This is a genomic window from Gallintestinimicrobium propionicum (genome assembly GCF_025567525.1).
GTDB classification, from domain to species: domain Bacteria; phylum Bacillota; class Clostridia; order Lachnospirales; family Lachnospiraceae; genus Gallintestinimicrobium; species Gallintestinimicrobium propionicum.
Genome location: NZ_JAOQJY010000020.1, coordinates 35755 through 53609, shown reverse-complemented (window position 1 = coordinate 53609; position 17855 = coordinate 35755). Strand labels below are relative to the sequence as shown.

The 17855-nt window shown below is 46.5% G+C and carries 32 protein-coding genes; all 32 read right to left on the bottom strand.

All coding sequences use genetic code 11. The features are described 5' to 3' along the window. Positions 1-102 precede the first annotated feature (102 nt). Positions 103-639, bottom strand: coding sequence for a 50S ribosomal protein L17 (gene rplQ / locus OCV62_RS13910; protein WP_021915994.1), 537 nt, complete (start codon positions 637-639; stop codon positions 103-105). A gap of 205 nt (positions 640-844) precedes the next feature. Further along, a complete protein-coding gene (locus OCV62_RS13905; RefSeq protein WP_117960405.1) occupies positions 845-1804 on the bottom strand; it encodes a DNA-directed RNA polymerase subunit alpha in 960 nt (319 codons plus the stop codon). Between the two features lie 50 nt (positions 1805-1854). Further along, positions 1855-2445: a 30S ribosomal protein S4 gene (gene rpsD / locus OCV62_RS13900; RefSeq protein ID WP_021915992.1), complete on the bottom strand. Its 591-nt coding sequence runs from the start codon at positions 2443-2445 to the stop codon at positions 1855-1857. A 149-nt stretch (positions 2446-2594) separates the two neighbouring features. Then, complete coding sequence (gene rpsK, locus OCV62_RS13895; protein WP_021915991.1) at positions 2595-2993, bottom strand: 30S ribosomal protein S11; 399 nt, start codon at positions 2991-2993, stop codon at positions 2595-2597. Between the two features lie 29 nt (positions 2994-3022). Further along, a complete protein-coding gene (rpsM, locus tag OCV62_RS13890; protein WP_021915990.1) occupies positions 3023-3391 on the bottom strand; it encodes a 30S ribosomal protein S13 in 369 nt (122 codons plus the stop codon). Positions 3392-3765: 374 nt separating this feature from the next. Continuing rightward, complete coding sequence (gene rpmJ / locus OCV62_RS13885; protein ID WP_021915989.1) at positions 3766-3879, bottom strand: 50S ribosomal protein L36; 114 nt, start codon at positions 3877-3879, stop codon at positions 3766-3768. Positions 3880-4229: 350 nt separating this feature from the next. Continuing rightward, the gene (gene infA, locus OCV62_RS13880; protein ID WP_009256116.1) at positions 4230-4448 is read right to left on the bottom strand and encodes a translation initiation factor IF-1; all 219 of its coding nucleotides are present in this window, start codon (positions 4446-4448) and stop codon (positions 4230-4232) included. Positions 4449-4451: 3 nt separating this feature from the next. Beyond that, positions 4452-4730, bottom strand: coding sequence for a KOW domain-containing RNA-binding protein (locus OCV62_RS13875; protein ID WP_021915988.1), 279 nt, complete (start codon positions 4728-4730; stop codon positions 4452-4454). Positions 4731-4741: 11 nt separating this feature from the next. Further along, on the bottom strand, positions 4742-5494 hold the full coding sequence (map, locus tag OCV62_RS13870; RefSeq protein WP_262587354.1) for a type I methionyl aminopeptidase: 753 nt from the start codon (positions 5492-5494) through the stop codon (positions 4742-4744). A 33-nt stretch (positions 5495-5527) separates the two neighbouring features. Beyond that, positions 5528-6169 (bottom strand): adenylate kinase, encoded by a 642-nt coding sequence (locus OCV62_RS13865; RefSeq protein WP_021915986.1) that lies wholly within the window; start codon positions 6167-6169, stop codon positions 5528-5530. Positions 6170-6273: 104 nt separating this feature from the next. Next, positions 6274-7587, bottom strand: a complete 1314-nt coding sequence (secY, locus tag OCV62_RS13860) for a preprotein translocase subunit SecY (RefSeq protein ID WP_021915985.1) — start codon at positions 7585-7587, stop codon at positions 6274-6276. Next, entirely contained in the window at positions 7588-8028 is a 441-nt protein-coding gene (gene rplO / locus OCV62_RS13855; protein WP_117960407.1) for a 50S ribosomal protein L15, read from the bottom strand. It abuts the gene before it with no gap. A gap of 19 nt (positions 8029-8047) precedes the next feature. Next, complete coding sequence (gene rpmD / locus OCV62_RS13850; protein WP_021915983.1) at positions 8048-8233, bottom strand: 50S ribosomal protein L30; 186 nt, start codon at positions 8231-8233, stop codon at positions 8048-8050. 17 nt (positions 8234-8250) lie between these two features. Continuing rightward, positions 8251-8760 (bottom strand): 30S ribosomal protein S5, encoded by a 510-nt coding sequence (rpsE, locus tag OCV62_RS13845; protein ID WP_021915982.1) that lies wholly within the window; start codon positions 8758-8760, stop codon positions 8251-8253. 17 nt (positions 8761-8777) lie between these two features. Further along, the gene (gene rplR, locus OCV62_RS13840; RefSeq protein WP_021915981.1) at positions 8778-9146 is read right to left on the bottom strand and encodes a 50S ribosomal protein L18; all 369 of its coding nucleotides are present in this window, start codon (positions 9144-9146) and stop codon (positions 8778-8780) included. A 20-nt stretch (positions 9147-9166) separates the two neighbouring features. Next, positions 9167-9709: a 50S ribosomal protein L6 gene (gene rplF, locus OCV62_RS13835; protein ID WP_021915980.1), complete on the bottom strand. Its 543-nt coding sequence runs from the start codon at positions 9707-9709 to the stop codon at positions 9167-9169. Positions 9710-9918: 209 nt separating this feature from the next. Next, the gene (gene rpsH, locus OCV62_RS13830) at positions 9919-10320 is read right to left on the bottom strand and encodes a 30S ribosomal protein S8 (protein WP_117960409.1); all 402 of its coding nucleotides are present in this window, start codon (positions 10318-10320) and stop codon (positions 9919-9921) included. A 29-nt stretch (positions 10321-10349) separates the two neighbouring features. After that, positions 10350-10535: a type Z 30S ribosomal protein S14 gene (locus OCV62_RS13825; protein WP_021915978.1), complete on the bottom strand. Its 186-nt coding sequence runs from the start codon at positions 10533-10535 to the stop codon at positions 10350-10352. Between the two features lie 19 nt (positions 10536-10554). Then, complete coding sequence (rplE, locus tag OCV62_RS13820) at positions 10555-11094, bottom strand: 50S ribosomal protein L5 (protein WP_021915977.1); 540 nt, start codon at positions 11092-11094, stop codon at positions 10555-10557. Positions 11095-11117: 23 nt separating this feature from the next. Further along, positions 11118-11432 (bottom strand): 50S ribosomal protein L24, encoded by a 315-nt coding sequence (gene rplX / locus OCV62_RS13815; RefSeq protein ID WP_021915976.1) that lies wholly within the window; start codon positions 11430-11432, stop codon positions 11118-11120. Positions 11433-11444: 12 nt separating this feature from the next. Continuing rightward, positions 11445-11813, bottom strand: a complete 369-nt coding sequence (rplN, locus tag OCV62_RS13810; protein ID WP_021915975.1) for a 50S ribosomal protein L14 — start codon at positions 11811-11813, stop codon at positions 11445-11447. A 36-nt stretch (positions 11814-11849) separates the two neighbouring features. After that, entirely contained in the window at positions 11850-12104 is a 255-nt protein-coding gene (rpsQ, locus tag OCV62_RS13805) for a 30S ribosomal protein S17 (protein ID WP_021915974.1), read from the bottom strand. 23 nt (positions 12105-12127) lie between these two features. Further along, a complete protein-coding gene (gene rpmC, locus OCV62_RS13800; RefSeq protein WP_021915973.1) occupies positions 12128-12337 on the bottom strand; it encodes a 50S ribosomal protein L29 in 210 nt (69 codons plus the stop codon). Beyond that, positions 12327-12764 carry a 50S ribosomal protein L16 gene (gene rplP / locus OCV62_RS13795; protein WP_021915972.1) on the bottom strand — a complete coding sequence of 146 codons (438 nt, stop codon included), beginning with the start codon at positions 12762-12764 and terminating at the stop codon, positions 12327-12329. The genes rpmC and rplP overlap by 11 nt, the downstream gene beginning before the upstream one ends. Before the next feature lie 2 nt (positions 12765-12766). Continuing rightward, entirely contained in the window at positions 12767-13423 is a 657-nt protein-coding gene (gene rpsC, locus OCV62_RS13790) for a 30S ribosomal protein S3 (RefSeq protein WP_021915971.1), read from the bottom strand. 11 nt (positions 13424-13434) lie between these two features. Beyond that, on the bottom strand, positions 13435-13824 hold the full coding sequence (gene rplV, locus OCV62_RS13785) for a 50S ribosomal protein L22 (RefSeq protein WP_021915970.1): 390 nt from the start codon (positions 13822-13824) through the stop codon (positions 13435-13437). A 19-nt stretch (positions 13825-13843) separates the two neighbouring features. Continuing rightward, a complete protein-coding gene (gene rpsS, locus OCV62_RS13780; RefSeq protein ID WP_021915969.1) occupies positions 13844-14125 on the bottom strand; it encodes a 30S ribosomal protein S19 in 282 nt (93 codons plus the stop codon). A gap of 20 nt (positions 14126-14145) precedes the next feature. Further along, positions 14146-14988 carry a 50S ribosomal protein L2 gene (gene rplB, locus OCV62_RS13775; RefSeq protein WP_021915968.1) on the bottom strand — a complete coding sequence of 281 codons (843 nt, stop codon included), beginning with the start codon at positions 14986-14988 and terminating at the stop codon, positions 14146-14148. Positions 14989-15209: 221 nt separating this feature from the next. Next, positions 15210-15509 carry a 50S ribosomal protein L23 gene (rplW, locus tag OCV62_RS13770; protein WP_021915967.1) on the bottom strand — a complete coding sequence of 100 codons (300 nt, stop codon included), beginning with the start codon at positions 15507-15509 and terminating at the stop codon, positions 15210-15212. Further along, the gene (gene rplD / locus OCV62_RS13765; protein ID WP_021915966.1) at positions 15509-16129 is read right to left on the bottom strand and encodes a 50S ribosomal protein L4; all 621 of its coding nucleotides are present in this window, start codon (positions 16127-16129) and stop codon (positions 15509-15511) included. The genes rplW and rplD overlap by 1 nt, the downstream gene beginning before the upstream one ends. A gap of 23 nt (positions 16130-16152) precedes the next feature. Further along, positions 16153-16836 carry a 50S ribosomal protein L3 gene (gene rplC / locus OCV62_RS13760; protein ID WP_117960412.1) on the bottom strand — a complete coding sequence of 228 codons (684 nt, stop codon included), beginning with the start codon at positions 16834-16836 and terminating at the stop codon, positions 16153-16155. 119 nt (positions 16837-16955) lie between these two features. Then, positions 16956-17276, bottom strand: coding sequence for a 30S ribosomal protein S10 (gene rpsJ / locus OCV62_RS13755; RefSeq protein WP_021915964.1), 321 nt, complete (start codon positions 17274-17276; stop codon positions 16956-16958). Positions 17277-17855: the final 579 nt, after the last annotated feature.

Genomic DNA, 17855 nt, shown 5'->3' with positions numbered 1-17855 from the left:
ACAGACATTTTCAGTCCGCCGTCTTATCCGGCTCTCCATTTCTTCAGAATGATTTGCTCTCCGATTGGAAAACATACCATTATTTAATTTGAAAATCTCTGATTAGATCAGCTCCAGTACAACTTCCATTGCACCATCGCCCTTACGCTGGCCGATCTTAACGATTCTGGTGTAACCACCCTTACGGTCTGCGTACTTGGGAGCGATTTCATCAAATACCTTTGCAGGCATATCGATCTTCTTGGTGTTTTTCTTCTTACCAGCTGCTGCGGCAGGAACCTCAGTAACAGGATAGAATACTTTCAGCATCTGACGTCTTGCATGCAGTCTGGAAGGCTGATCTTTCTTGATCTCCTTCTGAACTTCATCGTAAACGGTAACCTTCTTGCCATCTACAACTTCTTTTACTCTCTTGCCGTCTTTGTCCTTGCGGGCAACCTTAGCAGTAACAGTAACGGTATCGAAGTTATCTTTCTCCTTGATGCCCAGCGCAATGATGCCCTCAGCGATCTTACGGATTTCTTTTGCCTTAGCTTCAGTGGTAACGATTTTACCTCTGTACAGCAGGCTGGTTACCTGGCTTCTTAACAGAGCCTTTCTCTGATCAGATGTTCTGCCTAATTTTCTATACTTTGCCATTGTATTATTTTCCTTTCAATCCTGGTACATCCGGCCATGCCCTTTGGTCTTACTCACCGAATGTTTGTTTACGCCAATCATGTTTTGCGACCGGACGTGCCTTTTGGACTTACCGCCGACCGAACTTTCCCATTTATAAAATGCGATATAACTTTTAGAGCCAACCGGTGTTCACCGGCTGCACAAACCCATTTCTGAATTTGCCTTACTCCTCACTGGGTCTGAAATGGAAACCCAGCTCGCTGATTTTTGCCTGTACTTCTTCGAGAGATTTGCGGCCCAGATTACGAACCTTCATCATGTCTTCCGGGGTCTTATTGATCAGCTCTTCAACCGTGTTGATACCAGCACGCTTCAGGCAGTTGTAAGAACGAACAGAGAGCTCAAGCTCATCGATGCTCATCTCCAATACCTTTTCCTTCTCGTCATCTTCCTTCTCTACCATAACCTCTGCGGTCTTGGCATTCTCCGAAAGATCGATGAACAGGCTCAGGTGCTCGCTGAGTACCTTCGCAGCCAGACTGACAGCCTCATCGGGAGCCAGTGTGCCGTTCGTATAAACATCCAGGGTCAGCTTATCATAGTCTGTCACCTGACCGACACGGGTATTCTGTACTGCCATATTTACTCTCTCAACGGGAGTGTAAATGGAATCAACAGCGATAACACCGATCGGAAGATCATCGCTCTTGTTCTTGTCAGCACTTACATATCCTCTGCCCTTGGTGATTGTCAGCTCCATGTAAAGCTTGCAGTCCTTGCCACCGCTCAAATGAGCGATGACAAGATCCGGATTCAGAATTTCGATATCCTGATCAGCCTGAATATCGGAAGCGTGTACCACGCCTTCGCCCTCAAACTCAATGTATGCGGTCTTAGGCTCATTGGTCTCGCTGCTGTTCTTGATTGCAAGACACTTGATATTCATGATGATCTCAGTTACATCTTCCTTCACGCCGGGAATGGAACTGAACTCGTGCAGCACGCCTTCGATTTTCACCTGGCTAACTGCTGCACCGGGTAAGGAAGACAACATGATTCTTCTCAGCGAATTGCCCAGGGTAATTCCATATCCTCTTTCCAGAGGCTCCACCACGAACTTGCCATACTTCTTATCTTCGGAAATTTCGGCAACCTCAATATTGGGTCTTTCAAAATCAAACACTGTAAATACCCTCCTTTATGAACAATCTGAGATGGACAGTTATCTTCTAATTATTTGGAGTACAACTCGACGATAAGCATCTCGTCTACCGGAACATCGATCATTTCACGGGTAGGAAGCTGCTTAACAGTGCCCTTGAATGCTTCTTTTTCTACATCCATCCATTCGGGAGTCAGTCTGCCTGCAGTTACCTCAAGGATGTCCTTGTATCTCTGCATGGTCTTAGCGCTTTCCTTCACTTCGATCACGTCACCAGCCTTTACCTGGTAAGAAGGAATGTTTACGCACTTGCCATTTACCAGAATGTGCTTGTGGTCAACAACCTGTCTTGCTTCTCTTCTGGTTCTTGCAAAGCCCATACGGAAAACAACGCTGTCCAGTCTAGCCTCAAGCATGGTCATCAGGTTTTCACCAGTCATGCCTTTCATTCTGTCTGCCTTCTTGTAGTAGTTACGGAAAGGCTTTTCCAGAACGCCGTAGATGAATTTTGCTTTCTGCTTCTCTCTCAGCTGCAGACCGTACTCACTCATCTTCTTGCCTGTTCTGGCGGTTCTGTTAGATTTCTTATCATAACCCAGGTATGCGGGCTCCAGTCCAAGGGATCTGCATCTCTTTAAAACAGGGACTCTATTTACTGCCATTTTTATAATCCTCCTGATTATTGTTTACAGCACGGCTTCTGCCGTGTCTTCATCCAACCTACTTCTGATTTGTGTCTATTCCAACGATGGGAATATGCAGCAGCCATCTGAAACCGGGAGCTTCCCGGTCAGATTCTGCAAAGCGTCGATTAAACGCGACGACGCTTGGGCGGGCGGCAGCCGTTATGCGGAACAGGAGTCACATCCTTGATGCTGACTACATCCAGACCGCATGCGGACAGCGCACGGATTGCAGCCTCACGGCCTGAACCCGGTCCCTTTACAAAAACATCTACGGTCTTTAATCCATGGATTAACGCTGCCTTTGTAGCTGTTTCTGCAGCCATCTGCGCTGCATACGGAGTAGATTTCCTTGAACCCTTAAATCCCAGACCGCCGGCAGAAGCCCAGCTTAAAGCATTACCTTCAGCATCTGTCAGAGTAACGATTGTGTTATTGAAAGAAGACTGAATATGTGCCTGTCCGTGTTCAACGTTTTTCTTGACACGCTTTTTTGTCACTTTTTTGGTAACTTTCTTGTTTGCCATTTAAACTAACCTACTTTCCCTTGTTTGAATTATTTTTTCTTGTTTGCAACAGTTCTCTTAGGACCTTTTCTTGTTCTTGCGTTGGTCTTTGTCTTCTGACCACGAACCGGAAGGCCTTTACGATGACGGATGCCTCTGTAGCAGCCGATTTCCTGCAGTCTCTTGATGTTCAGCGCGATCTCTCTTCTCAGATCACCTTCAACAGTCATGGTTTCGTCGATCACTTCGCTGATCTTCTTAACCTCATCGTCTGTCAGGTCTCTGCAGCGAGTGTCGGGATTAACACCTGCCTGAGCTAAAATCTTTGTTGCGCTGGGTCTGCCGATACCGTAAATGTAGGTCAGGCCGATCTCAACACGTTTTTCTCTGGGTAAGTCAATACCTGCAATACGAGCCATTTACATTTCCTCCATTCTGTGTGCGCAATGCGCACAGCTGCACAGGTCAACTCTTTCCTGTGCGTCTTCAAATAATAGTTACTAATTGACTGGGGTACCATGTACCCAACCGGTAAACCGGTCTTTCCGATACTCTCTCACAGATTGCTCCGTGCGGAAACGATGTGCTTTACACATTCTGTTTCTTCACACAGTCGTTCCCGACCCTTGGATAAAGGTCTCTTTTCGGTATCAAAAAGTAATCTCCCGTAATAAATGTGCTCTACTACGTTCAATTATTTTCAAGCGGACCTTAGTAACAATCCGCTGCCAGCCGTCTTAGATGCGACGGGGTAAATCGCTTTCTTCCAATTAATTAAATTAGAAAGAACTACTCAACCCTGTCTCTGTTTGTGCTTGGGGTTCTCACAGATAATTCTGATGGAACCTTTCCTTTTGATGACTTTGCACTTTTCGCAAATCGGTTTTACGGATGCTCTTACTTTCATTCTTAACCTCCATTTCTACCGTCCTCCGCACCCGCGGAATCCGGCAAGAATCCTGATCAGATCGCCTTTTCGAAGCGTTCTGACCGACCTCCTTCCAAAAAGACCGTTACCTATTGTAGCATGAAAATTCAATACTTGCAACCATTTTGAGGCAAAAAAACACCAGTTTTTCCGGGTTTTTCTGCCCTTTTTTTATAAAAAGGTACCAGCCTGCGATGGGTCGCATAAGCGGCAGAATCCATTCCACCGCTTATGCATCCTCGCGGAGCGTTTTTATTTCATAGGACGCATTTTCCTATGAAATAAAAAATCCTCGGCGGCAAAGGTGCCGCCGGGGACTGAAATTTTTCTTATTTATCTCTCCAGATGATTCTTCCCTTGGAAAGATCGTAAGGGGACAGCTCCAGTGTCACCTTGTCGCCGGGAAGGATACGGATGAAGTTCTGTCTCAGCTTACCGCTGATATGTGCCAGAACTCTGTGACCGTTTTCCAGTTCTACCTGAAACATGGTGTTGGGCAGCTTTTCCACTACTGTGCCTTCGATTTCAATAACATCTGCTTTCGACATATCTTACCTCCGTTCGTTTGCTTTCTCCATACTATAAAGTTTTATGCAGCGTTTGATTTTCGTATCCGCGTCCGCCGGGTTTTGGAAAAGATCCTCCAGCTCGCTGCTGTCCATCCCTCCGTTTAAAACCAGCTGAACGTGTTTTCTTTTTTTCCGTTTGGGTGACTGATACAGACGGCTGATTCCGTCTGCCAGCCAGATAACATCCCCATCCTCCCGGATCACCAGAAAAATGCTTCCTTTATCATGTCCCGCCAGGGAAACTGCCAGTTTACCGACCATCTGTGTCCTCCTTAATACAACGTCAGGATCTCCGGTTCCCCATCGGTCACCAGAATCGTGTTTTCGTAATGCGCTGACAAGGAGCCATCCTTTGTAACGACCGTCCAGCCATCCCGCAGGAATCGTACCTGCCAGGTTCCGGCATTGATCATCGGCTCAATCGCAAGCGTCATGCCCGCCTGTAAGCGGACGCCTCTTCTTTTCTGTGCATAGTTGGGAATCTGCGGATCTTCATGAAGCGCTGTTCCGATTCCATGGCCAACCAGATCCCGCACAATTCCGTAGCCATAGGGTGTAACATACTCCTCAATGGCTCTCGAAATATCATGCAGGTGCTGTCCTTCCTTTGCCATTTTGATGCCTTCAAAGAAGCTCTGCTTTGTTACATCCATCAGCTTTTGTGCCTCTGTGCTCACCTTGCCGACCGCATGTGTCCGCGCCGCGTCGGAATGATAGCCCTTATAGATCAGTCCCGCATCCAGGCTGACAATATCGCCTTCCTTTAAATAACGGTCCTTTCTCGGGATTTCATGCACGACTTCGTCATTGACGGAAACACAGATAGAAGCAGGATATCCATTATAATGGAGAAAATTCGGGATACATCCGCAGTCTCTGATGAGTTTTTCTCCCTTTGCATCAATTTCCCAGGTGGAAATGCCAGGCGCAATCATCGCTTCCAGCTCCTGATGCACATGAGCAAGGCGCTTTCCGGCCTCCCTCATCAGTTCGATTTCTCTTGCAGATTTAATTGAAACGGCCATAGTTCCCCTCCAAAATGCTGACATCCGCTCTCATCAGCCCAGAATCGCGGTGATTGCAGCAAATACCTCTTCCATCGGAACGGTACCGTCCACAGTCTTTAATACACCTTTTTCGGTGTAGAAGTCAATCAGGGGCTGTGTCTGTTCGTGATAAACGTTCAGACGGTTCTTTACGGTTTCCGGCTTATCGTCGTCACGAAGCACCAGTTCGCTGCCACATACATCACAGATGCCCTCTTTCTTCGGAGGTACATGCTCGATATGATAGGTAGCGCCGCAGGTCAGGCATGCACGGCGTCCGGACATTCTCTTTACGATGTTTTCATCCGGTACATCTACGTTGATTGCGTAATCAATATGATCTCCAAGCTTCGTCAGCTCGCTGTCCAGAACCTCAGCCTGAGGAATGGTACGAGGAAAACCGTCCAGAACATAACCATTCTTGCAGTCGTCCTGTGCAACACGGTCTAACAGAATGCGAACTGTCAGTTCGTCCGGAACCAGCAGCCCCTGATCCATATATTTTTTTGCTTCCATGCCCAGCTCAGTGCCGTTTTTAATATTTGCACGGAAAATATCGCCGGTGGAGATATGGGGTACTCCGTACTTATCTGCGATCATTTTTGCCTGAGTTCCTTTGCCTGCTCCAGGCGCGCCTAACATGATAATCTTCATGATCTCTTTCCTCCGCTGTATTTTTTGTAGAATGCAGACAGGGACAGAAACGTCGCCGTCCTGTCCCCGCCCGAATCCGGACCGTCTGTTATGCAGACAGCCGTTTAGTCATTTAAAAATCCTTTATAATTCCGAACCATCATCTGGGATTCGATCTGCTTTAAGGTTTCCAGCAGTACACTGACAATAATGATCAGGCTCGTTCCGCCGAAGGAAACACTTGCACCGAATACTCCGTTAAATACATAAGGGAGTACACATACGATCGTAAGACCGCAGGCACCGATGAAGATCAGGTAATTCAGAATTTTGTTCAGATAATCGCTGGTAGGCTTACCCGGACGAATGCCCGGAATGAAACCGCCCTGCTTTTTCATATTGTCGGCAATTTCCAGCGGATTGAAGGTAATCGATGTATAGAAGTAGGCGAAGAAGATCACCATTACGATATACACGATCAGTCCGATGGAGTATACCAGTTCACTGGGCTTGCACCAGTAGCTGGAATTCAAGCCGCGCAGGATATAAGCCCACGGACCTGTTCCTTTGTATCCGGTCAACTGAGAAATGATGATCGGAATCTGCAGAATCGACTGCGCGAAGATAACCGGGATAACACCTGCGGTGTTTACCTTTAAGGGAATAAAGGTGGATTGTCCGCCTACCATCTTGCGGCCCTGCACTTTTTTGGCATACTGTACCGGAATCTTCCGTACAGCATCATTTAAAATGATAACCAAAATTACCATTCCGACGATGATCGCCAGAATGATGACTGCAGCAAGCGCTCCTACAGCAACTGCCTTGCCTTTTACAAACTGCTGATAAAGACTGGACAGATCGCTGGGCATACGGGAAATAATATTGATGGTCAGCACGATAGAAATACCGTTTCCCACACCATTTTCCGTAATACGCTCGCCGATCCACATCAGGAATGCACTTCCTGCTGTCAACGCGGCAATTACAGTAATTACGTTAAGCGCATTGAAGTCATCCATCAGACCCTGGCGTCCGAAACCGATCGCCATAGCAGCAGACTCGATCAATGCCAGACCAACCGTCACATATCTTGTAATGGAGGTCAGTTTTTTACGCCCCTCTTCCCCATCTCTCTGCATTTCTTCCAGCTTCGGGATCGCAATCGTTAAAAGCTGAATAATGATCGATGATGTGATGTAAGGGGTGATGTTCAATGCGAACAGGGACATGTTCTCGAAAGAACCGCCGGTGAACGCATTGAAAAAGCTAAACGTATCTCCTGTCTGCGCCGCGAACCAATTGGAGAAGAAGTGTCTGTTTACACCCGGTACCGGGAGCTGGCAGCCAATACGAATGACTACCAGCATCAGGAAGGTGAACAGAAGCTTCTTACGGATCTCCTTGATCTTAAACGCATTTTTCAGGGTAGTAAGCATTTACATCACCTCTGCAGTTCCACCAAGCGCCTCGATCTTTTCCTTTGCGGATGCACTGAATGCATTTGCTTTTACATCGAGCTTTTTGGTAAATTCTCCGTTTCCAAGAATTTTAACGCCGTCCTTAGGGTTCTTTACGATACCCTTCTCGAGCAGTGTCTCAACAGTTACGGTTTCACCGTTCTCAAATACTTCAAGTGCACTCAGATTGATTGCAACGATATCCTTAGAGTTTCTGTTTGTGAAGCCTCTCTTAGGAATACGTCTGTATAAAGGCATCTGGCCGCCTTCAAAGCCCGGTCTCGGAGCACCGGAACGTGCCTTCTGACCCTTGTGGCCCTTACCTGCTGTCTTACCGTTACCGGAAGCATGGCCACGGCCTCTTCTAAAATTATCGCTGTGTACGGAACCAGCTGCGGGCTGTAAGTTAGATAATTCCATTTCCTGACACCTCCTCTTTTTATGCTTCTTCTACTTTCAGCATATATCCAACCTTCTGGATCATGCCTCTGGTAGACGCGTTATCAGGCATGATAACAGTCTTGTGCATTTTGGTAAGACCCATAGCCTCTACGGTTGCTCTGTGCTTCGGCACTGCACCGATGGGGGACTTAACCAAAGTGATCTTTAAATTCTTCTCTGCCATTTTTGTCTCCTCCTTGATTAAGCCATGATCTCTTCTACAGACTTACCACGCTTAGCTGCTACTTCTTCAGGAGTCTTGATCTGGCTTAATCCCTGAATGGTTGCCAGAACGACATTCTGCTTGTTGGTGGAGCCCAGCGCCTTGGTACGGATATTCTTGATACCAGCCAGCTCGCAAACCACACGGGCAGGACCACCAGCGATGATACCAGTACCTTCAGGAGCTTTCTTCAGCAGAACGGTAGAAGAACCATACTTGCCGAGGAAGTCATGTGTAACGGAATTGTTCTCATCCAGAGCAACGGATACCAGATGCTTTGCAGCGTCTTCTTTACCCTTACGGATTGCTTCCGGAATTTCAATGGATTTGCCCAGACCTACACCTACATGTCCGTTGCCATCGCCTACTACTACTAAAGCTGTGAAACGCATGTTGCGGCCGCCTTTTACAACCTTGGTAACACGTTTGATGGAAACGACTTTGTCTGTTAACTCCAGATTTGTCGTATCAATAATTGTTCTTCTCATCTGATGTGTTCTCCTTCCTAGAATGTCAGGCCAGCTTCTCTGGCTGCCTCAGCTAAAGCTGCAACTTTACCCTGGTAGATGTAGCCGCCGCGGTCAAATACAACCTCGGTGATACCCTTTTCCAGAGCGCGTTTTGCGATAACAGTTCCCAGATATGCCGCAGCATCAACGTTATTGGTCTTCTCCAGTTCAGCCTTTACATCCTTTTCCAGGGTGGAAGCAGCTGCCAGAGTCTTGCCAACGGTATCGTCGATAATTTGAGCATACATATGATTATTGCTTCTGAATACGGCCAGACGCGGTCTCTCAGGAGTGCCGCTGAAACGGTTACGCATTCTTCTGTGCTTGTTCTCACGAACGACCTGTCTTGATTTCTTACTAACCATTTTTACACTCTCCTTATCCGTTATTTCTTACCAGTCTTACCAACTTTGCGTCTGATAACTTCATCAGCATACTTGATACCCTTGCCCTTATAAGGCTCCGGTCTTCTCTTGTCTCTGATCTCAGCTGCAAACTGGCCAACCTTTTCTTTGTCGATACCCTTTACGATGATGATGTTCTGACCGTCCAGTACAGTTTCGATACCTTCGGGATCTTCCATCTCAACGGGGTGGGAATAACCTAAGGATAATGTCAGCTTCTTGCCTGCTTTAGCAGCCTTGTAACCTACACCGTTTACTTCCAGCTTCTTCTCGTAGCCGGTTGTAACACCAACAACCATGTTGTTGATCAGTGTTCTGGTCAGACCATGCAGGGATTTCATTTTCTTTAAGTCGTTGGGACGTGTAACAACAACGTGTCCATCTTCCAGTTTAATTGTCATCTCTTCAGGAAGCACTCTTTCCAGTGTTCCTTTGGGACCTTTTACAGTCACTTTATTATTTTCTGCAACCTCTACAGTTACGCCTGCAGGAATCGCGATTGGCATTCTTCCTATACGTGACATGCCCGTACCTCCATAATATAGAATAATTGATAGGATTACCAGTTATCTCTTGGTTTTTTCCACCCGGAGAATGCAAAGCATTCTCGGAGACGAAACTTTAGAATTTCTTATGCGGCGTATTATGACGTATTAGAAATTCTTTTCGTCTTATGAAACCTAGTAATTCTTAGATGACGTATTTTGTCATCTTAGAATTACTCTTCATTTTTTTACCAGATGTAAGCCAGAACTTCGCCGCCAACCTGCAGCTCTCTTGCTTTCTTATCGGTAATAACACCCTGGTTGGTGGAAATGATTGCGATACCAAGACCGCCCAGTACGCGGGGAAGCTCTTCCTTACCAGCGTATACACGCAGGCCGGGTTTGGAGATTCTCTTGATACCGGAAATGATCTTGTCGTTCTTATCTTCACCGTATTTCAGAGTGATGTGGATGGTCTTGAAAGAACCTTCATCCAGAATATCATATTTTTTAATATAGCCTTCATCCAGCAGGATCTGTACAATAGCCAGCTTCATTTTGGACGCAGGTACATCTACTGTATCGTGTTTTGCAGTATTTGCATTACGGATTCTTGTAAGCATATCTGCAATAGGATCGCTCATTGTCATTGTGATTTACCTCCTTCTCTTACCAGCTCTTACCAGCTTGCTTTCTTTACGCCAGGAATCTGTCCCTTGTATGCCAGTTCACGGAAGCAAATTCTGCAGATTCCGTATTTTCTCAGAACCGAATGGGGACGGCCGCAAATCTTGCAACGTGTGTATTCTCTGGAAGAGAACTTAGGTGTACGCTGCTGCTTAATCTTCATTGCTGTTTTAGCCATGAATACATTTACCTCCTTCTTACTTCGCGAAAGGCATGCCGAACAGTCTCAGCAGCTCGCGTGCCTCTTCATCTGTCTTCGCTGTGGTAACTACGATGACGTCCATACCTCTAACCTTTTCCACCTTATCATATTCGATTTCAGGGAAAATCAGCTGTTCCTTAACGCCCAGAGCATAGTTGCCTCTGCCGTCGAAGGAATCTGCGCTCACGCCGCGGAAGTCGCGGACACGAGGCAGTGCAAGGTTAACCAGACGATCCATGAAGTCATACATTTTCTCGCCGCGAAGTGTTGTCTTGCATCCGATCGGCATACCCTCACGGATTTTGAAGTTAGCAACGGAATTTTTCGCTCTGGTAAGAACAACCTTCTGTCCAGTAATTGTCTCAAGATCCTTTACTGCGGAATCCAGAACCTTGGCATTTTCTTTTGCTTCACCAACACCCATGTTGATGACGATCTTGTCAAGCTTCGGAACTTCCATAATGTTTTTATAGCCGAACTTCTTGATCATAGCATCTACGATCTCGTCTTTATATAAGTCTTTCAGTCTGCTCACGCTTATAGCCTCCTTCCTCGGAATTATTTATCGATTACTTCGCCTGTGGACTTTGCAACACGAACCTTTTTGCCGTCCTCTACCTTGAAGCCGATACGGGTTGCTTTCCCATTGTGAAGATACATTACGTTAGATGCATCAATGGGAGCTTCCTTCTGGATAATTCCGCCATTCTGGTTTGCTGCAGAAGGCTTTGTGTGCTTGGTAATGATGTTGACTTTCTCAACAGTTACCTTGCCGTTCTTCTTATCTACGGCAACAACTTTTCCTTCTTTGTCTTTATCTTTGCCGGCGATGACCTTTACAGTATCGCCCTTTTTAATTTTCATGGTAGACATAAAGGCACCTCCTTATAATACTTCCGGAGCCAGAGAAGCAATTTTCATAAACTGCTTGTCACGAAGCTCACGAGCTACTGGCCCAAAGATACGAGTTCCTCTGGGGGTCTTGTCATCTTTGATGATTACAGCAGCATTCTCGTCAAACTTAATGTAAGAACCGTCTTTACGACGAACGCCCTTTACGGAACGAACTACAACAGCCTTTACAACGTCGCCCTTCTTTACAACTCCGCCGGGTGTTGCATCTTTAACGCTGGCAACGATGATATCGCCTACATTCGCATATCTTCTGGTAGAGCCACCCATAACGCGGATGCACAGAATCTCTTTGGCACCTGTGTTATCGGCAACTTTCAGTCTCGTTTCCTGTTGAATCATAATAATTCTCCTTCCAACTTAATTACTTGCCGTAGATTATTTCGCTCTTTCGATGATCTCAACAAGTCTCCATCTCTTGTCCTTGGACAGCGGTCTTGTTTCCATCACCTTCACGGTGTCACCAATGTTGCACTCGTTGTTCTCATCGTGTGCCTTCAGCTTGTAAGTCTCTTTTACGATCTTCTTGTAAAGAGGATGCTTTACATGATCTTCAATGGCAACAACGATTGTCTTGTCCATCTTATTGCTAACGACCTTACCGGTACGTGTTTTTCTCAGATTACGTTCCACGTTCGTTTACTCCTTTCTGGATATTACTCTGCAACCTTGGCTTTCTGTGTCATCACTGTCTGGATTCTGGCGATGTTCTTTCTAACTTCGCGGATCCGAGCAGTATTGTCAAGCTGGTTTGTTGCGTTCTGGAATCTTAAATTGAAAAGTTCCTTCTTGGCAGCTGTCAGTTCCTGTGCGAGATCAGCAGCTGTTTTATTCTTTAAATCATCTACATAGGTTTTAGACTTCATTTGCTACACCGCCTTCCAAGTCAGCTTTCGACACAATTTTGCATTTGCAGGGAAGCTTATGCATTGCGAGACGAAGTGCCTCTTTTGCAGCTTCCTCCGGAACGCCTGCGATTTCGAACATTACGCGGCCCGGCTTAACAACTGCAACCCAGTACTCCAGAGCGCCCTTACCGGAACCCATTCGAGTTTCAGCAGGCTTAGCTGTAACCGGCTTGTCAGGGAAGATCTTGATCCAAACCTGACCGGTACGCTTTGTATAACGTGTCAGTGCGATACGGGCTGCTTCGATCTGGTTGGACTTGATCCAGCAGGGCTCAAGTGCTACCAGGCCATATTCACCGTATGTGATTGTATTGCCGCGCATAGCCTTACCAGCCATGGTGCCGCGGAACTGTTTACGACGTTTAACTCTCTTCGGCATTAACATAGTTATTTATCGCTCCCTTCCTTATTTCCTTTTGTAGGAAGTACCTCGCCTTTGTAGATCCAAACCTTAACGCCAACTTTGCCGTAGGTTGTATCTGCTTCTGCGAATCCATAATCGATGTCAGCTCTTAATGTCTGCAGCGGAATAGTACCTTCGCTGTAGAACTCGGTACGTGCGATATCTGCGCCGCCCAGACGACCGGATACAGCAGTCTTGATACCCTTTGCGCCGGTTTTCATGGTTCTGCCGATGCAGGACTTCATAGCACGTCTGAAAGCAACACGGTTCTCCAGCTGCTGTGCAATGTTCTCAGCAACCAGCTGTGCATCGCGGTCAGGTCTCTTGATTTCTTTGATGTCAACCAGAACCTTTTTATCTGTCAGCTTGGACAGCTCTTTCTTGGTTACTTCGATTTCTGCGCCGCCCTTACCGATTACAACGCCGGGCTTTGCGGTATAAAGGATAACCTTTACTCTGTCGGACGCTCTCTCGATTTCAATCTTGGAAACGCCTGCAGAATACAGTTTCTTCTTTAAAAATTTTCTGATGTTGTAGTCTTCTACTAAATAATCAGCGTATTCAGCGTCTGCATACCATCTGGAATCCCAATCTTTGATTACGCCGACTCTTAAACCATGAGGATTAACCTTCTGTCCCATTATCGTTCCTCCTACTTTCTCTCATCAAGCACTACAGTGATGTGGCTCATTCTCTTCTCGATTCTGTAAGCCCGTCCCTGTGCTCTCGGTCTAACTCTCTTCATCGTAGGTCCCTTGTTTGCATAGCACTCAGCAACATAAAGGTTTTCTCTCTTCATGCCGTTGTTGTTCTCTGCGTTTGCTGCTGCAGATTCCAGCAGTTTCTTTACAAGGCTGGAAGCATATCTGGGATTGTAGGTTACAACAGCCAGTGCTGTCTCCAGATCTTTACCTCTGATCGCATCCAGTACAAAACAAGCTTTCGTTACAGACACTCTTGCGTAGGATAATTTAGCAGAAGGTCTTGTATCTTTATTCGCATTTCTTTCTCTCTTAATTTGAGATCTATGTCCTTTAGCCATGAATAAAACCTCCTTTCAATTATCTAACTTTGGACTTCTTTTCGTCTTTACCATGACCTCTGTAGGTTCTGGTAGCTACGAATTCGCCAAGTTTGTGTCCAACCATATCTTCAGTTACATATACCGGAACATGCTTGCGGCCGTCATGAACTGCAATTGTATGTCCAACGAAGGACGGGAAAATTGTAGAACGACGGGACCAGGTCTTGATAACCTGTTTCTGTCCAGCAGCATTCATAGCGTCCACTTTTTTCAGCAAGCTGGCATCAGCGAACGGTCCTTTTTTCAGTGATCTTGCCATTGTTGTTCTCCTCCTTAACCTTATTTGATAGCCTTACCGTCTCTTCTTCTTACGATCAGCTTGTTAGAAGCCTTTTTAGACTTTCTGGTCTTCAAGCCGAGTGCCGGTTTGCCCCAAGGAGTGCTCGGACCAGGACGGCCGATACCGGTCTTACCTTCACCACCACCATGCGGATGGTCATTCGGGTTCATAACGGAACCGCGAACGGTAGGACGGATACCCATGTGACGCTTACGTCCTGCTTTACCGTAGTTGATCAGGTTGTGATCGCCATTGCCTACAACACCGATTGTAGCGCGGCAAACGATCGGAACCATTCTCATTTCACCGGAGGGAAGTCTCAGGGTTGCATATTTGCCTTCCTTCGCCATCAGCTGTGCGCTGTTACCTGCAGAACGAACCATCTGTCCGCCCTTGCCGGGATATAACTCAATGTTGTGTACCTGAGTACCAACAGGAATTTCAGATAACGGCAGGCAGTTGCCTACTCTTACTTCAGCTTCCGGTCCGTTCATGACCTTCTGGCCTACTTTCAGTCCTTCAGGAGCGATGATATATGCCTTCTGGCCATCTGCGTAGCAGATCAGCGCGATGTTTGCTGTTCTGTTGGGGTCGTATTCGATACCAACTACAGTTGCCGGAATGCCATCCTTGAATCTCTTGAAGTCTACCATTCTGTACTGGGTGCGAACGCCGCCGCCATGATGTCTAACGGTGATCTTGCCCTGATTGTTACGACCGGAGTTCTTCTTCAGAGATACGCAAAGGCTCTTTTCAGGAGTTGTCTTTGTGATCTCGGAAAAATCAGAACCAGTCATATTTCTTCTGGAAGGTGTATAGGGATTATATGTTTTAATTCCCATGATGATTTCTCCTTTACTATTTATTATCGTGCTTGTATGCACATATTCGCGATGAGCTCGAGGGTGCGGCGACTGGCAGGAAGTGCTTTGCCGTGCTTGCACGAGCAAAGTGCTTATTGGCAGGAGCCATAGTCGCGTGTAACGCGACGAGCAGCGTCAGCTGCGAAGTGCCCTCGATCGTTAACTGGAAGCTTTTACTTTTAGCTTCCTTTCATCGCATCTTACAGACCAGCGAAGATTTCGATATCTTTGCTGTCAGCGGTCAGGGTTACGATAGCCTTTTTGGTCTTGGCTGTCTTACCAACTACCATACCGCGTCTCTTGTTCTTGCCGTCAGCGTTCAGAGTGTTTACCTTAGCAACCTTAGCGCCTTCGAACATCTTCTCAACAGCTTCCTTGATCTGGGTCTTGTTTGCTTCCGGATGTACCAGGAAGGTATATTTCTTTTCGCCCATACCAGCCATGCTCTTCTCAGTGATGACGGGTTTGAGGATAACGTCATAGTACTTAATGTCTGCCATTATGCGTACACCTCCTCGATTGTCTTAACAGCGTCCTTTGTCAGAACAACCTTGCCAGCCTTCATGATGTCATATACGTTGATGGTGTTCGGCAGAGCCATCTTCACATCAGCGATGTTCTTTGCGCTCATCATTACGTTTACATCATTCTCGTTTACAACAACCAGACCGTTGTTTACATCCAGGTTCTTCATAACCTGTGCAAAATTCTTGGTCTTGATTTCTTCGAACTTCAGCTCGTCAACAACGATCAGCTTCGCATTTGCAACCTTGTCTGTCAGAGCAGACTTCAGAGCAGCTCTCTTCTCTTTCTTGTTGAGCTTGAAGGAATAATCTCTCGGTACGGGAGCGAATACTACGCCGCCGCCTGTCCACTGGGGAGCGCGGATGGAGCCCTGTCTTGCATGACCGGTTCCCTTCTGTCTCCAGGGTTTTCTTCCGCCGCCGGAAACCTCGGAACGAGTCTTTGCTTTCTGTGTTCCCTGACGATTGTTTGCAAGCTGCTGAACAACTGCCATGTGTACCAGATGTTCGTTTACTTCAACACCGAATACCGCATCGTTTAATTCGATTGTATCGATCTGCTTGCCTTCCATATTATAAACAGATACGTTTGCCATCTGTGTGGTCCTCCTTTCCAGTTTTAAGCCTCAACCTTAACGGTCTCTTTGATGGTTACCAGAGCTTTCTTAGGTCCGGGTACAGCACCCTTAACCAGGATCAGGTTCTTGTCAGCATCTACTCTTACAACATCCAGATTCTGTACAGTAACCTTTACGCAGCCCATGTGACCAGGCATTCCTTTGCCCTTGAATACGCGGCTCGGAGAGGAGCAGGCACCGTTGGAACCCTGATGACGATGGAATTTGGAACCATGAGCCATAGGTCCTCTGTGCTGACCAAATCTCTTGATCGCACCCTGGAAGCCCTTACCTTTGCTGATTGCAGTAGCGTCGATTCTGTCGCCAGCTGCGAAGATGTCAGCTTTGATTTCCTGTGCCAGTGCGTACTCAGACGCATTTTCAAACCGGAATTCTCTTACATATCTCTTGCAGGAAACACCAGCTTTTTCAAAGTGTCCCTTCTGAGCTTTATTTACGCCATGTCTGTGAATGACTTCCTTCTTGCCAGCCTTGTCTCTGTTGATAACTTTTTCTTTCTTATCAACGAAACCAACCTGAACTGCTTCGTAACCATCATTTTCTACGGTCTTGATCTGTGTTACGACACAGGGACCAGCCTGAAGTACGGTTACCGGGATCAGCACGCCGTCTTCGTTGAAGATTTGAGTCATTCCGACTTTGGTAGCTAAAATCGCTTTTTTCATTGTTCGTTTGACCTCCTGTTGATTTCTACATAGCGGAATGTTCGCAACTTTCCTGCTTCTGCATCAGAAGTGGTTAAAGCAGTTGGACTATTCATACGTCTCTGTAGAGGTTCTTGCAATTACTTGTTTGTTTTCATTTTGATATCGATGTACACACCAGCAGGCATTTCCAGTCTCTGCAGAGCATCAACGGTCTTGGGTGTGGGTGCAATGATATCGATCAGTCTCTTGTGTGTGCGGCGCTCGAACTGTTCTCTGGAGTCTTTGTACTTGTGTACGGCACGCAGAATCGTAACTACTTCCTTCTTAGTGGGAAGCGGTACCGGTCCGCTCACCTGTGCTCCATTTTTCTTGACTGTTTCGATGATTTTCTTCGCAGACGCATCAACTAACTGATGATCGTAAGCTTTCAGTGTAATCCTCATTACCTGATTTGCCATAAAAAAAGTCGCCTCCTTTTCGCGCTTTTGAGATAAGTGCGACAAGCGGTGACTGTACACGTTCCCGTGTGTGTCCTCTTGATAAGCAACCCTGAAAGATCCTTTCTTTCTCTTATCGTGGACTCCACGTCGTTTCCCCTGTCTCGTGACAGGTGCTGTTATCTGGTACAGTGACTTGTCGTCAGTTTACTAACTTGACATTCGCTCCGCATAAAAACCTGCAGGGATTATGTATTTTCCGTTGCAGCAACCTTATGCTTCTTCGCTATCATGTCACAGCACTTAGTAGTATAAAGTAAGCCCTACAAAATTGCAAGGCTTTTTTTCAAAAACTTTTCTCTTTTTTTGTACATTTTTCGATACAACAGTTCACTCGTGATTCCTTGCGCACGGATTCATGCTCGCATGAGGATCTGTGCACAAGGAATCACGAAGGGAGCGCCAATCGATGAGCAAAAGGAGCTGCGCAAGCAGCGGAAAGCAGCGCAGCTGCGTTTTGCGAATGGCGCGGTGAACTGTGGCTAAAACTCTAAGCCAAAAGCAGCGCAGCTGCGATTCATAACAATAGAATGTTCACGG

Coding starts and splice junctions, on each gene's coding strand:
- rpmD (WP_021915983.1), bottom strand. CDS start 8,233: ATGGCAGAGAAGAATTTAAAGATCACTTTGGTTAAGTCCCCCATCGGT.
- rpsD (WP_021915992.1), bottom strand. CDS start 2,445: ATGGCAGTAAATAGAGTCCCTGTTTTAAAGAGATGCAGATCCCTTGGA.
- rplV (WP_021915970.1), bottom strand. CDS start 13,824: ATGGCTAAAGGACATAGATCTCAAATTAAGAGAGAAAGAAATGCGAAT.
- rplQ (WP_021915994.1), bottom strand. CDS start 639: ATGGCAAAGTATAGAAAATTAGGCAGAACATCTGATCAGAGAAAGGCT.
- rpsE (WP_021915982.1), bottom strand. CDS start 8,760: ATGAGAAGAACAATTATTGATACGACAAATCTGGAGTTAACAGACAAA.
- rpsK (WP_021915991.1), bottom strand. CDS start 2,993: ATGGCAAACAAGAAAGTTACCAAAAAAGTGACAAAAAAGCGTGTCAAG.
- rplX (WP_021915976.1), bottom strand. CDS start 11,432: ATGTCTACCATGAAAATTAAAAAGGGCGATACTGTAAAGGTCATCGCC.
- rplF (WP_021915980.1), bottom strand. CDS start 9,709: ATGTCACGTATAGGAAGAATGCCAATCGCGATTCCTGCAGGCGTAACT.
- rpsM (WP_021915990.1), bottom strand. CDS start 3,391: ATGGCTCGTATTGCAGGTATTGACTTACCCAGAGAAAAACGTGTTGAG.
- rplC (WP_117960412.1), bottom strand. CDS start 16,836: ATGAAAAAAGCGATTTTAGCTACCAAAGTCGGAATGACTCAAATCTTC.
- rplN (WP_021915975.1), bottom strand. CDS start 11,813: ATGATTCAACAGGAAACGAGACTGAAAGTTGCCGATAACACAGGTGCC.
- rpmJ (WP_021915989.1), bottom strand. CDS start 3,879: ATGAAAGTAAGAGCATCCGTAAAACCGATTTGCGAAAAGTGCAAAGTC.
- rplW (WP_021915967.1), bottom strand. CDS start 15,509: ATGGCAGACATTAAGTACTATGACGTTATCCTCAAACCCGTCATCACT.
- rpmC (WP_021915973.1), bottom strand. CDS start 12,337: ATGAAGTCTAAAACCTATGTAGATGATTTAAAGAATAAAACAGCTGCT.
- map (WP_262587354.1), bottom strand. CDS start 5,494: ATGGCCGTTTCAATTAAATCTGCAAGAGAAATCGAACTGATGAGGGAG.
- infA (WP_009256116.1), bottom strand. CDS start 4,448: ATGTCGAAAGCAGATGTTATTGAAATCGAAGGCACAGTAGTGGAAAAG.
- rplO (WP_117960407.1), bottom strand. CDS start 8,028: ATGGAATTATCTAACTTACAGCCCGCAGCTGGTTCCGTACACAGCGAT.
- rpsC (WP_021915971.1), bottom strand. CDS start 13,423: ATGGGACAGAAGGTTAATCCTCATGGTTTAAGAGTCGGCGTAATCAAA.
- secY (WP_021915985.1), bottom strand. CDS start 7,587: ATGCTTACTACCCTGAAAAATGCGTTTAAGATCAAGGAGATCCGTAAG.
- rpsJ (WP_021915964.1), bottom strand. CDS start 17,276: ATGGCAAATCAGGTAATGAGGATTACACTGAAAGCTTACGATCATCAG.
- rplP (WP_021915972.1), bottom strand. CDS start 12,764: ATGTTAATGCCGAAGAGAGTTAAACGTCGTAAACAGTTCCGCGGCACC.
- rplR (WP_021915981.1), bottom strand. CDS start 9,146: ATGGTTAGTAAGAAATCAAGACAGGTCGTTCGTGAGAACAAGCACAGA.
- OCV62_RS13865 (WP_021915986.1), bottom strand. CDS start 6,169: ATGAAGATTATCATGTTAGGCGCGCCTGGAGCAGGCAAAGGAACTCAG.
- rpsH (WP_117960409.1), bottom strand. CDS start 10,320: ATGACAATGAGCGATCCTATTGCAGATATGCTTACAAGAATCCGTAAT.
- OCV62_RS13875 (WP_021915988.1), bottom strand. CDS start 4,730: ATGGTCGGTAAACTGGCAGTTTCCCTGGCGGGACATGATAAAGGAAGC.
- rplB (WP_021915968.1), bottom strand. CDS start 14,988: ATGGGAATTAAAACATATAATCCCTATACACCTTCCAGAAGAAATATG.
- rpsS (WP_021915969.1), bottom strand. CDS start 14,125: ATGGCAAGATCACTGAAAAAAGGACCGTTCGCTGATGCCAGCTTGCTG.
- OCV62_RS13825 (WP_021915978.1), bottom strand. CDS start 10,535: ATGGCTAAAACAGCAATGAAGATTAAGCAGCAGCGTACACCTAAGTTC.
- rplD (WP_021915966.1), bottom strand. CDS start 16,129: ATGGCAAACGTATCTGTTTATAATATGGAAGGCAAGCAGATCGATACA.